At 48.4% G+C, this 12855-nt stretch carries 12 protein-coding genes and 1 riboswitch; of the genes, 7 read left to right on the top strand and 5 right to left on the bottom strand.

Features of this window, described 5'->3' with window-relative positions; translation table 11 throughout:
* Window positions 1–433 precede the first annotated feature (433 nt).
* On the bottom strand, window positions 434–1804 hold the full coding sequence (locus MUB23_RS01180) for an alanine/glycine:cation symporter family protein (RefSeq protein WP_244799013.1): 1371 nt from the start codon (window positions 1802–1804) through the stop codon (window positions 434–436).
* Window positions 1805–1931: 127 nt separating this feature from the next.
* A riboswitch (glycine riboswitch) is annotated at window positions 1932–2027 on the bottom strand.
* Between the two features lie 323 nt (window positions 2028–2350).
* Here MUB23_RS01180 and ppnP point away from each other — a divergent pair.
* Complete coding sequence (ppnP, locus tag MUB23_RS01185; RefSeq protein ID WP_244798361.1) at window positions 2351–2668, top strand: pyrimidine/purine nucleoside phosphorylase; 318 nt, start codon at window positions 2351–2353, stop codon at window positions 2666–2668.
* A gap of 231 nt (window positions 2669–2899) precedes the next feature.
* Here ppnP and MUB23_RS01190 read toward each other — a convergent pair whose 3' ends face one another.
* A complete protein-coding gene (locus MUB23_RS01190) occupies window positions 2900–3424 on the bottom strand; it encodes a nitroreductase family protein (protein WP_244798362.1) in 525 nt (174 codons plus the stop codon).
* Between the two features lie 524 nt (window positions 3425–3948).
* On the opposite strand from MUB23_RS01190, the gene MUB23_RS01195 reads away from it, so the two are divergent.
* Together MUB23_RS01195 and MUB23_RS01200 are read left to right on the top strand one after the other, a co-directional pair.
* A complete protein-coding gene (locus MUB23_RS01195) occupies window positions 3949–4407 on the top strand; it encodes a PaaI family thioesterase (protein ID WP_244798363.1) in 459 nt (152 codons plus the stop codon).
* A gap of 9 nt (window positions 4408–4416) precedes the next feature.
* Entirely contained in the window at window positions 4417–5556 is a 1140-nt protein-coding gene (locus MUB23_RS01200) for a glycerate kinase family protein (RefSeq protein ID WP_244798364.1), read from the top strand.
* A 143-nt stretch (window positions 5557–5699) separates the two neighbouring features.
* On the opposite strand, the gene MUB23_RS01205 is transcribed toward MUB23_RS01200, so the two are convergent.
* The 3 genes from MUB23_RS01205 to MUB23_RS01215 all read right to left on the bottom strand — a co-directional run bounded on the left by MUB23_RS01205 (window position 5700) and on the right by MUB23_RS01215 (window position 7953).
* Window positions 5700–6068: a VOC family protein gene (locus MUB23_RS01205; RefSeq protein WP_244798365.1), complete on the bottom strand. Its 369-nt coding sequence runs from the start codon at window positions 6066–6068 to the stop codon at window positions 5700–5702.
* A 1-nt stretch (window position 6069) separates the two neighbouring features.
* Entirely contained in the window at window positions 6070–6963 is an 894-nt protein-coding gene (gene hslO, locus MUB23_RS01210) for an Hsp33 family molecular chaperone HslO (RefSeq protein WP_244798366.1), read from the bottom strand.
* Window positions 6964–7188: 225 nt separating this feature from the next.
* Window positions 7189–7953, bottom strand: coding sequence for a class I SAM-dependent DNA methyltransferase (locus tag MUB23_RS01215; protein ID WP_244798367.1), 765 nt, complete (start codon window positions 7951–7953; stop codon window positions 7189–7191).
* A 592-nt stretch (window positions 7954–8545) separates the two neighbouring features.
* Between MUB23_RS01215 and MUB23_RS01220 the strand changes: the two genes are divergently transcribed.
* From MUB23_RS01220 to MUB23_RS01235, 4 genes are all read left to right on the top strand, one after another.
* A complete protein-coding gene (locus MUB23_RS01220) occupies window positions 8546–9961 on the top strand; it encodes an MATE family efflux transporter (protein ID WP_244798368.1) in 1416 nt (471 codons plus the stop codon).
* A 1-nt stretch (window position 9962) separates the two neighbouring features.
* Window positions 9963–10430 (top strand): MarR family winged helix-turn-helix transcriptional regulator, encoded by a 468-nt coding sequence (locus MUB23_RS01225; protein WP_244798369.1) that lies wholly within the window; start codon window positions 9963–9965, stop codon window positions 10428–10430.
* Window positions 10431–10644: 214 nt separating this feature from the next.
* Complete coding sequence (locus MUB23_RS01230; RefSeq protein ID WP_244798370.1) at window positions 10645–11769, top strand: YeiH family protein; 1125 nt, start codon at window positions 10645–10647, stop codon at window positions 11767–11769.
* 649 nt (window positions 11770–12418) lie between these two features.
* Window positions 12419–12853 (top strand): MarR family winged helix-turn-helix transcriptional regulator, encoded by a 435-nt coding sequence (locus tag MUB23_RS01235; protein ID WP_244798371.1) that lies wholly within the window; start codon window positions 12419–12421, stop codon window positions 12851–12853.
* Window positions 12854–12855: the final 2 nt, after the last annotated feature.

A 12855-nucleotide genomic window follows, 5' to 3' on the forward strand; every position in this document is an offset into this window, starting at 1 on the left:
GTTATCAATGGGTTTATTTGATAAGTTTGGATTGAATTGTCCATGAATTTGATGTTTTAGTGTGCCAATTTGCCGAAAAAAGGGTGGATTTGTCGCTGATCAAACCGACGGAAGAAGACAGCCGAGAGCAGCTGCCAGAACAGCCATAATCATTGTTTTCTTCATGTGTAGGAAGAGCGAGGTTGGAAAAGATAGGAGGAAAGCTCGTGATATTGAAAGAAAGAGTGGTTGGCAAATTGGAGGGAGAATGAAAAAGAGAATGCTTAAAAATGGCCGTTTCTCTTAGAAACGTGACGGCAGTGGTGATTCGCCGTCACGTTTTTGTTTTACCATTTTAACGCATTCTCGTAACCGGTTATTTGGTTTTTGTTACTTGGATACGGTTATTTATTCTTTCCATATTGCGCGGATAGCCAGTTGGTTTCCGATGTGTTTAACGGGATTTTCCGCCGTACTTTTTACAGATTCCCACGACCACTGGGCTTAACGCTAACAGCGCCAGGGCGTTTGGAATGACCATCAGTCCGTTGAAAAAGTCGGATAGGGACCAGACCAGTTCCACTTTCAGGCAGGAGCCGACGACGATGAAGACAACGACCAGCAGGGAATAGATCTTGGCGGCCTTGGCTCCAAACAGATAACGGAAGTTAATTTCACCGAAAAAGTGCCAGCTGAGAATCGTGGAAAAGGCAAAAAACAACAGGCAGATTGCAACAAAGATATCGCCGAAACTTCCGAAGGAAGTGGTGAAGGCCGCCTGGGTCAGGGCGACGCCGTCTTTTCCGCTGTCCAGGACTCCGGTGGTCAGAACAGAGAAGACGGTCAGATTCAGGATAATAAACGTGTCGATGAAGACACTGATCATCGCTGCTATTCCCTGCTCGTGGGGGGTCTTGGCGGCAGCTCTTGCGTGTGCGTGAGGGGTGGAGCCCATGCCGGCTTCATTGGAGAAAAGGCCGCGGGCCACGCCGAAGCGGATTGCTTCCTTGACCGCGATACCGGCTCCTGCGCCCAGCACTGCTTTCGGCTGGAAAGCTCCGACGAAGATCATACGGATTGCGTGGGGAACTGCCGTGATATTCATAAAGATCAAGATCAGGCTGCCGATGATATAGACCAACGCCATGACCGGCACAATTTTTTCCACGACTGCAGCCAGTCTGGAAGTCCCGCCGATAAAGATGAAGGCAGCCACAGCGGCTAATAGCAGGCCGATCGCAACGGAAGGAACCGGGAGATTCCGAGCCTGAAAGACTTCCTGAAAGGCGGCTCCGATGGAATTGCTCTGAACCATATTGCCCATGAATCCAAGGGCCAAGACAATGAATACAGCAAACAATGCGGCCAGCACTTTTCCGAATTTCCCGTGAAAGGCCGCTTTTATGTAATAAACCGGTCCGCCGGTTACCTGGCCGTCAGCGTCGGTTGTCTTATAATTTTGAGCCAGTGTTGCCTCCGCATAGATGGTGGCCATGCCGAAGAAAGCGGACAGCCACATCCAGAAAATGGCGCCGGGGCCTCCACCCAGCAGGGCCGTGGCTGCGCCGGCTAGATTTCCGGTGCCGACCTGGGCGGCGATTGCAGTGGCGATCGACTGGAACGGGGTCATTTCCCCTTTCCCTTTTTTTTCTCCTTTCAGCCGGATGCTTCCAAAAACATGGCGGAAGCCTTCTTTGAATTTACGGACTTGGACGAATTTCAGCCGGATCGTGTAGTAGATGCCGGTTCCGCAGAGAATCAGGATGAGCAGAAAGCTCCAAAGAAAATCATTGGCATTGTTTACGAGTTTCAAGATTGTGTCCATCATGGTTTTTCTTCTCCTTTGTTTTATATTTTTGCAATATAAAAATAAGAGCTGAACGTTTTCACTTTCAGCCCTCCAAAGAGTAGAACATCGCATTCAACAGACGGAAAAACCAATCTGTTGTTTTGTTATATGCCCTGTCCTTTTGCCTGAGAGATTAACAGGATGATCCTGCCGTACACCTTCGGCGCTCCCCCAAGGGAGACTCTCCAGAGTCGCTTGCTAATACAAGCAAAAGGAAATATAGCATATTTAATTAGAAAATGCAAGAGGAAATTTATGAGGCAATAGAAATAAGCTTTATTTTGAAAAGACAGAATCGGCTAGGGCGGTTGATATGGCCTAGTGCGAGGCGGGATGGGGAAAGCGGATGAGAAAATATTTCTAACCATATGAAAAGTTATATGGCGGATAACGGCAAATCATAAAAACAGGATAGAAAATTAGGATAGAAACGAAAGAGGGACGGATACCTTTGAAAAAATATTGATATATAAAAGATCTTGCCTTATACTTAAACCAAAATAAACTTGGGAGGAGATTTCTATGGAATTTAAAAATGCAACCATCATCAAAAAGGCAAACATCTATTTTGACGGAAAGGTTACTAGCCGTACCCTTTATACAGAGAACGGAGAGAGGAAGACACTTGGAATTTTCTTGCCGGGAGAGTATGAATTTGGCACCGAGGCCGAAGAGCTGATGGAGGTGTTGGCCGGATCCATGGATATCTGTTTGCCTGGAGAAGAGGGCTATACCACCTATGGAGAGGGCGACTCCTTTGTCGTGCCTGCCAATTCAAAGTATAAACTGATAATTAAAGAAGTGGCGGATTACTGTTGTTCCTATCGAGATGGGAAATAAGTCCGCCGCAGGGGCAAAAAAGGACGGCAAGGGAGTGTCCCTATCTTGGAATGAGAAAATACACACAGACTTTTGACGGGATCTTGGCGGCGGACGACGGTATAATCGATGACTGTTCGTTCCTCCGCCGGTCCATAAAAAACGGCTGGGAAGCCTGAACGTAGCTGTGTTCCGCTTTGGCAAAAATATTTGATCGAGTGGAAACAAATAATCAGCATGACGGATCTAACTCTAATACTGTTCCCAATGGATCTTTTCTGCCGGAAGTGTTTCCAAATCCGCAGGCGTTTTTTGCTCGTTCGGCATTCCTAAAGAAAGTGTCGCCAGCAATTTATATTTTTCGGGATAGTGGAGAAGCGAACGCAGATAATCTTCCGCAGAGCTTCCATCCTTTGCTTCACGAAGCCGTCCCTGCACCCAGCAGCTTCCAATGCCAAGGCTGTGCGCCATCAGGTGCATATTGGCCATCGCAATGGAGCAATCCTCGATCCATGTATCTGTCTTTTCCGGGTCTGCAATTACCACGATAGCGGTATCTGCTTTTGACAGCATTTGTGCCCCGGCTGTTTTGGAGTTTGCCAACTGCGTCAGCATAGATTTCTCACGGACTACAATAAACTCCCAGGGCCGTTTGTTTCTTCCGGTAGCCGACAACATGCCTGCCTGAAGAATTTTTTCCAGATTGTCCGTACGGATTCTTTCATCCGTATATTTGCGGATACTGTGACGATGTTTCATCAATTCAAGTAATTCCATCCTATTTGCTCCCTTCTTGTAATATCAATTCAGATAGATCGATGTGCATTAATGGCATTTAGAGAATCACGGAGATTCATATAGCTGTCCTATACCTTAATTTCACAATATGGATGTGATACCATATTCTTGTCTTTTTTCAGCCTGTTGATGATTTCTTTTATCTTATCACAAATCTGAACACATGGTAAGCCTATGTTTTTTTAACATGGTTTTCTGATTTTAGGGAAAAGCATAGAAAATCAAGAAAGGATGTACGGCAGTTGTTTATCGAATAGTTCGCTTTCAAATTATTATTGAATCGTATTCGTGATTCGGATAGGAGCGGAACGCCTGAGAGGATCCTGGAATGAGGGAGAAAGGCTCTATGACTTGCATTTCTTTCTTCATTGGGTTATCATAAAAAATAAGAAAGAGTGAAAGAATTTCGCCTTTTTATGAAACGGCGCAGGCGCGCAATAAAAAATACGGAACTCAGCGGAGCAGCGAAAGCATTCAAAAAAAGCTGCACAGGAAGGGAAATCATGTATCCTTACGCAAAAAATGCAGAAGAATTGGAATCCAATTTAAAGGAAGCTATCCAGGACGCCATTGAACTGGCCCCCGAAGGATTGGTGGCCCGGCTCAACCCTCGGTTCGCCCGGCTGGATTTTGCTTCCAAAATCATTGTTCTGGATTATCTCAGCGAACCCTGGATGAAAAATCCTGCGGGCAGTATGCACGGCGGAATCATCGCAGCGGTCATGGATAATGCTATGTGCACGGCAGTGCGGGGATTTGCCGGAATCGGGGATTCCCCGACGGTCAACCTACAGATTTCCTATATTCGGCCGGTGAGACTTTCGGTGCCGGTTCATGTTCGTGTCCGGCTGTCCGGCTTAGGCCGGACCGTGGCTCATGTGTCGGCAGAACTTTGGCAGGGGGAAAATGAAGCGCGGATTCTGGCCACCGCCGTCTCTACGGTGTTTGTGGCTAAAAAATAGGGGAGAGATATGAAATTTTTATTTGCATCGGATTCTTTTAAGGGAACCATTTCATCGGCTCGGACGGCAGAACTGCTGGGGGAAGCCGCTGGGAAGGTTTTTCCGGAATGCCGGTGGGAAAGCGTGGAGGTGGCCGACGGTGGCGAAGGCACAACGGATGCGGTGATCGCAGCGCTAAAGGGGGAGCGGGTCTGGCGCGAGGTAAGGGGCCCGTTGGGGAATCCGGTATCTGCCTATTTCGGACGGATCGGAGAGAACAAGGCTGTACTGGAAATGGCGGCGGCTTCCGGACTTCCCCTGCTGAAAGAGGAGGAGAGAAATCCCATACAAGCATCCACGTATGGGACCGGCGAGCTGATACTTGCCGCTTTGGAAGACGGCTGCCAGGAAATCGTCGTTGCGATCGGAGGCAGCGCGACCAATGACGGCGGCATGGGCTGTCTGCGCGCCCTGGGAGTTCGTTTCCTGGATCAGTTGGGCAATGAGCTGGAAGGATGCGGCGCCGATCTGGAGCGGGTAAGCGCGATCGATCGGTCCGGCCTCCATCCTCTTATTTTTCAGGCAAAATTCACCGTAATGTGTGATGTGACAAATCCTTTGACCGGACCGGACGGAGCCACACGGACTTTTGGGAAACAAAAGGGAGGTACGCCGGATATGCTAAACCGTCTGGAGGCCGGGATGGAAAATTACCGAAGAGTTTTGGAGCGAACTTTTGGCGTAGATGTCAATCAGATTCCTGGAACCGGGGCGGCCGGCGGGTTAGGGGCGGCGCTTTTCCTGTTCCTTCGAGCTGAGTTGAAGTCCGGAATTGAAACCGTGCTGGATTTGATCCATTTTGACGAGCGGTTAGAGGGAGTGTCCGTGGTCGTCACCGGAGAGGGGAGAACCGACTGGCAGTCCGCTTTTGGAAAAGTAATCAGCGGCGTGGGCCTGCGCTGTCAAAAGAAGGGAATTCCGGTTTTGGTGCTGTCCGGCGGCCTAGGCGCCGGGGCGGATAAACTTTACGGCTATGGCGTTACTTCTATGATGACGGCCGTCGACGGTCCGATGCCTTTAAATGAAGCCTTGGAGCGGGCGGAAGAGCTGTATCGGGACGCCGCGCTCCGTATGTTCCGTATTCTTCAGGTCGGAAGGCAATTAACTTGAGAAAATTCGAAAGCGTTTTGCTGCCCGTTTGATGGTAAAGGGAGCGGTGGCCATACAAAACAACCCCGGCATGGGAACCGGGGTGTTTTTAAAATTTGCAGCGAGGGTAGAAACGGCGCTCTTCCTGGGACTCTTATTCCTATTTAGTCGCGCACCGGTACAATTTCAATCCAGTAGCCATCCGGATCCGTGATAAAATAAATTCCCATCTCTGGATTTTCAAAGGCAATACATCCCATTTCTTGATGCTTCTTATGCCATGTCTCATATTCGTCTGTCTTCATGGCTAGATGGAATTCTTCCTCACCCAGATTGTAAGGTTCTTTCCGATCTTTTAGCCAGGTCAGTTCCAGCAAAAATCCGGTTTCCCCATCCCCTAGATAGGAAAGAATAAAGGAGCCGTCTTCGGCTTTTTTCTCGCGAACCGGGCGGAGATTCAAGGCTTCTTCATAGAATTTCAGGCTCCGGTCCAGATCCAGCACATTAAAGTTAAAATGGTCGTAGCGGATCATGTTAATTCTCCTTTTTTTTCTCGTTCTGAGCCAGGATCTCTTCTAATTCTTCCGGCTGAAACCAATAGCTGGTGTTGCAGAAATCGCAGTGGGCCTCCACGGCTTCCCCCTCCGACGCCAGTTCCTTCAAATCCTCACGTCCTAGACTGACAATGGCGCCGCGAACCTTCTCTTTGCTGCAGTTGCAGTGAAAGCGAACCGGCGTCCGGTTAAGGATTTCCAGACCAAAATCCCCGATGACGTATTCTAAAATTTGTTCCGGTGTCATGCCTTGGTCAAGCATGGAGGTAATGGAAGTGAGGGAACTGATTTTCTGTTCCAGCTTGGTGATTGTCTCATCGTCCACTCCCGGCATCAGTTGCAGGATAAATCCTCCGGCCTGCTTGACCGTGTTGTTTTTTTCCATCAGCACGCCAAGGGCGACCGAGGAGGGGACTTGTTCGGAAGTGGCGAAATAATAGGTCAGATCTTCTGCAATTTCACTGGTGGTCAGCATGGAGGTTCCCACGTAGGGTTCTTTCAGCCCCAGATCTTTGATGACGGTGAGCACGCCGATTCCGATGGCGCCCGCCACGTCCAGTTTTCCTTTCTCATTGGCATGGAGGATTACCTGGGGAACATGGGCAAACCCTTTTACATTTCCCTTGGTATCGGCTATGACAGTCAGGGCTTTGACCGGGCCATTGCCCTCCACTTTCAGGGTGATGGTATCCTTTTCCCCCTTCATCATGTTGCCCATCATCACGCCGGCAGTCAAAAGGCGTCCCAACGCTGCCGTGATGACAGGGCTTGTGTCGTGTCGTTTTCTGGCTTCCTCCACCAGATCTTTTGTGGTGGCGGCAAAGGCGCGGATCTGGCCGTCTGCCGCTATGGCTCGAATCATATAGTCGTTCATTTTTTTCTCCTTATTGAAACAGTCTGCCCGAAGCATCGTCACGCCATCCGAAATTCCCGCAGAGGCGTAAAGCACAGAAAATCTAAAACCGATTCTCCGGCAGACAGAGTTGGAATATGGGATTTTTCACCTGTTCCCAAATTCTTATTATACACGATTCCCAAAGGGTTGTGAACTACTTGGCCGGATGAAAGAAAATTGTTTGCAAACAGGTGGTGAAGCAAACTATCTTTCGGTATGTTTTCCTTTCTCACGGGCAATAAAATAAACGCGGGCGGAGTCTTCCAACGGCTCTTTTTCAGTAAACGCCTCATAGGCGGCTAGGAATGTCAGCCCGGCTTCGTCGAGGGCCTTTTTAATCTGCCGGGGCTCCCAAGCTTTTTGGCGGTGGATTTCCTCAATTTTAGTATAACGTTCCTCTTCTTCCTGGAGAAAAAAAGTAAGCCGGTGTTCGTTTAGTTTGGTCTCCTCATCGAAAAAATTTTCCCAGATCATCGTATCTCCATCCTGCGTTTCTACGATTGGCGCCTGGCGAAGTGGATTACGATATTCGGAAGGGGTATTGAAATCAAAAATAAAAATTCCTTCAGGATCCAGGTAATTGTTCACGAGACCAAAGACACGGACCAGATCTTCGTATTCGGTCAGATAATTAAGCGAATCACAGACACTGTATACGGCGGCAACCGTACCGTACAATTCAAACTCCCGCATATCCTGGCAAAGGTATAAGATGTCATGCCCGGATTCCATTTTCTTTTCCAGCGCTTCGGAAAGCATATCCTCTGAGTTATCGACCCCGATCATCTCGTAGCCTTTTTCTGCCATCCGTTCTGTCATTGTGCCGGTTCCGCAGCCCAGCTCCAGCATCAGTCCGCAAGGTACGCCATATTTCTGGAAAAGGGAAGACAGGTAGTCCGCCCATTCCTGGTAGGGGACATTGTTCATAAACAGATCGTAGACTTCGGCAAATCCAGTGTAGGCTTCCATAAGTGAACTCCTTTGAGTATTCGTTTCATTCCAGGCCGGTATCATGTCTCCGACATGCGATCGCTCCGCTTCGGGCCGGTATCATGTCTGATGACATTATACCTTATTTCCGACGGAATGTGAACCGGCCTGGAAAGAAAATGTAGGGTACTGCTCATCAGGGGAGGGAAAGGACAGGCCAAGGAAAATGACGAAAGATGCGAATCTCAGAAAAGCGATTGGGAGGCGAGTCCGGATGCGCCGGAAGGCTCTTAAAATCAGTACGGATACTTTGGCGGAAGTTTGCGGAATCAGCCCAGAACATAGGGGATAAACACAATAAAGAATGGAAAAATAATTCCAAAAAGTGTTCTAAAGGGCGGTGAAAATATCTTTTGAACCGCTACCCGTCAAGAGGACAGTGAAAAAATATAAAGTTTTCCCGGCCAGCAGCCTTAGTGTTGCTGGCAGCTTTTTATGCAGCGAATTTTGACGTCTGTCAATAGGCTTGACAAATCCGGGAAAAGGGATACAATAGTATCAGATGAGATTGTTGTATATGCAACTGTTTTATCTGATACTATTGGAGTTTTTACTGAGGAGGCGCATTCCGATGTCGGACACAGACCAAAACCAACAGGAAAAAAGAAAAAGCATGATGATGACAGAGCCTATCTCTAAGATTATTCCAAAGATGGCGGTTCCAACCATCGTGTCTTTTTTGATTACTTCGATTTATAACTTGGCGGATACTTATTTTGTCAGTTCCCTGGGCACCAATGCCACGGCTGCGGTCAGTGTCAATGCTTCTCTGGATCAAATCATCATGATGGCAGGATCCATGCTGGCGGTGGGCGCCAACAGCTTTATTGCCCGTCTGCTGGGGGCCAGGAAAGAGAAGCAGGCCAGCCGGGTTCTGTCCACTGCTTTTTTCTTGGCAATCATGTTTGGCGCAGTGGTAATGGTTTTGGGGCTGACTTGTATGCAGCCGATGGTGCGGCTGTTGGGGGCGACGGATACATGCGAGCAGTATTCCATCCAGTACGCTACCTATGTGGTTTTGGTGGCGCCTTTTATGGCAGCCAGTTTTGTCATGAATCAGTGTCTGCGGGCAGAGGGAAGCGCCGTCTTGTCCATGATTGGCATGGGATTCGGCGGAATCTTAAACTGCATTTTGGATCCAATTTTTATTTTTGGGCTGAACCTGGGCGTGGCGGGCGCTTCCATGGCGACGGCGATTTCCAAGTTGGTCAGCTTTTCGATCCTGTTTTTCCCTTATCTGACTCACCGGAGTATTCTGCGGATTTCTCTTTCCCGTTTTCAGGCGAATCGGGAAAACCTGTACCAGATCATCAGCGTGGGGTCTTCTTCCATGTTCCGGTCTGGCCTGGCGGTGGTGTCCGGTATTGTGCTGAACAATATCGCAGGCAATATTTCCGATTCAGTGCTGGCGGGGATTGGGATTTCCAATAAGATTATGATGTTTCCTTTTGGTATTATCCTGGGGTTTGGCGCAGGGTTCCAGCCGGTGGCTGGGTTCAACTGGGGAGCCAAGCGGTACGACCGGGTCTTGGAAAGTTACCGATTCTCTTCCAGGATGGCATTGGTCGGGGCAGCTATTATGGGGGTAATCCTGGGGGTCTTTGCCCACCCTGTCATCCACTTGTTTTCAGAGACGGATCCGGCCGTGCAAAGCATTGGGGCGCTCTGTATCCGGCTCCAGTGTCTGGCGCTTCCGGTTCATGGCTGGGTGGCGGTGGTCAACATGTTCTGCGCCGGTTTGGGGGATGTGAAGGGCGCGCTGCTGCTTTCCACCTCCCGTCAAGGCAGTTGTTTCCTGCCTATTGTCATGCCTTTGGCCTGGATTGGGGGCGCGACCGGCGTGGCTTCCGTTCAGGCAGTGGCGGATGTTCTTTCCTTGGTTTTAGCGATTCCGATTATGCGCCGGGTGATGCGGATGGTTCAGCGGACGGCGGCGGGATGTGAGGAGGGACAGCCCCCTCTTACGACTGCGATAGGAGGTGAGTGAGATGGCGGATCCGATTTTGTCCAGCTTGCTGCGTATCAACCGGCAGCGGGTCAAGCAGATGAAGCGCGCGCTTGCCCCTTACGGCTATGTAGGGGTGATGCACCTGATTGTGCTTCATATACGCCGCCAGCCGGGGGTGAGCCAAGAAGAAATCGCCTGCTATTTTTCTCTGGATAAAACCAGCGTGGCACGGGATGCCCGGCGTCTGGAGGAGATTGGTCATATTTACCGAAGAACTGCGCCGGAAAACCGCCGGCAGTATCAGCTCTATCTGACCGAGGAAGGCCAGGCGTTCCTTGCCGTATTGGACGGTATTCATGATGAATTTGCCGCCAAAATATCGGCAGGGATCTCCCCGGAGGACTGGGAAAATCTGGGACGGATTCTGCAGATGGTGGAGGCGAACTGTTTTGCGGATGAATGCGTTTGTGAGAACCGGCCGGAAACAGAACAAAACGTTTCCCGTTAAAAAATAAAATGGATTGGTGAACGAAAATCAGAGGCGCCATGGCAGCTGGGAGAAAATTCAGCAGCATTGCGTCTCTTTTTATTTGTCTTTTTTACATATAGGGATTTACCTATCAAAAACTTTGGAAAATACATCTTTATTTATACCGAATTCGGTGCTATGCTATTTTTGTCAGTGACAGCAGTATTGTGACAGATCGAGGAGGGAAATAGGGATGAATTATGAAAAATGGATGGTGATCCTGGCTTGTATCGTGGTTGCCTACGGATATGCTTGGTTTCTGGATTTCAGAAAAAAGAAAAGATTTTCTTTGCGTAAGTACGGAGCAATCACGCTGTGTTTGGGGATTGGGATTGTCTCGACTTGGCTGGGGGGACTCCAAAGTATCATTGGAGGACCGATGATCGGCCTTTTTATCGGGATGCTGCTTGTGAACGTTCTCCCCAGTCTGGATGAGGAATTTAAAGGTGGAACTACGTTTGCGGCAAAGAAGTATCTGAATCTGGGCATTGTCCTGGTCGGAGCGACGCTGAACTATATGGCAATCCTGTCTGCTACAAAGGCTCTTCCGATGTTGCTTTTTAATATTGGGATCTCTTTTGGCGTGGCATTCCTGGTCGGCCGGAAACTAATGCGGCTGAATTCAAATATTTGTACCTTGGTCGGCGGAGGGACCAGTATCTGCGGTGGTTCCGCCATTGCGACGCTTTCTTCGATTATCAAGGCAAAGGAGGAGGAGATCGCCTACGCGATGACGGCGATTTTTCTGTTTGATGTGCTGGCTGCCCTGCTCTACCCTTATCTGGCTGAGTGGGTGGGATTAAACGCCCAGCAATTTGGGTATCTGGCCGGCGCTGCGATCAACGACACGTCAAGCGTGGTGGCGTCCCAGGCCACATATATGGCCCGCCACCCGGAGGTGGGAGAATTCAGCTTGGGAATTACGGTTAAATTGGTGCGGACTACCTTGATTTTGCTTTTAGCTGTCATTTTTACTGTATCGGCGATCCGCAAGGCGGCAAATGCGGAAGTGGGAGAGAAGACCAGTATCGGCGGCACAATTTTGAGCGTATTCCCTTGGTTTATTCTTGCGTTCTTGATCATGGCCTTGATCAATACGTTGGGAATCTTTGACAAAATTCCGGGTGCGGCTGCTTTCTTCAAACATGGAAATAAATTTTTTGTGTCGGTAGCCTTGGGGGGCGTTGGATTTAAGATCAAATTTAAAGATCTGTTTAGTAAGGGGATGAAGCCCATTGCGCTTGGCGGCTGCACCTGGATCGCGGTATTTCTGTCCAGCCTGCTGTTCGTCGTTTTGTTCAAAGAATTTATTTCTTGAGTACAGATTTTAATAGGCTGGAAATGAAAGGGCGGAGCTGAAGGGCTCCGTTTTTTTATCAGTCCGATCTGTTGAGAAACGGCTTCATGTGGGAAAAGGAACCGTATCTGGAATTTGATAATTACATCGAAATTTTGAGAACCAGGTTATATGAAAAAGGGGAGAGGTAAATGCCGTACTTTGAACACTGCGGAGCAAAATTTCATTATGAAGAAAAAGGCGTCGAAAAAGCAGCGGCTCCAGTCTGTAGAGGACAGACCAGAACCGCTGTTTTTAGGCGTTCATGGAAGCAATGGAGTAGGTTAAGTATGCGGTAAAGAAACACCAGAGGAGATAAGACAGTAAGAGATATCAAATTTCAGACGAAAAAGCTGCTGGATCAGTTCTTGCCCAAGGCAGGTCACTGGGCAGTTATTGTGGAATTGTAGACGGAAATAACGGGTGGTTCGAGAATAGGGCTGCTGCAAAAGGAGACTTTTCAACGGGTGATGGTTTGCTGGTATTCAGCAATCTCTAACTCCGATGGAACGCTTTGTATTGCGGCAGCCTCTTTTGGATAAAAATAGTCTTCAAAAATATTGACAATTCCTCCTTATGAGAGTACAATATACAGCATGCTGTATATTTGAGGGAAGAAGGAGATTTAAGAATGGATATAGAATATTTACTTATCCGGAAAATTCGGGAGTTGGCAAATCTTATTACAAAAAATCGTGACGCTGACATTCGGGAATTGGGATTAACAACGGCCCAGGCAGATACGCTTCTTTATTTTGCCGAAAATCCAGGAAAATCTATCGTTGATTTAAAGAGCTTTTTTCATATTACTCATCAGACAGCCCAAGGCCTTGTACAGCGGATGGCAGAAAAAGGGCTTCTGGTCGTATCTATTTCCAGAAACAATCAAAGGTACAAGCAGATATTTCTTACTGAAAAAGCTCAGTCGATCTATAATAATATGCTTGAAAACGGTACGAATACGGGGAATGCACTTTTAAACGGAATGAATTCGGAAGAAAAAAAGCAATTTCAGGCGTTAATTGATCTTGGATTGAAGAATTTAAACCATGTACAGGGAGAGTGACT

This window comes from Cuneatibacter sp. NSJ-177 (assembly GCF_022867805.1).
Taxonomy (GTDB): domain Bacteria; phylum Bacillota; class Clostridia; order Lachnospirales; family Lachnospiraceae; genus Pseudolachnospira.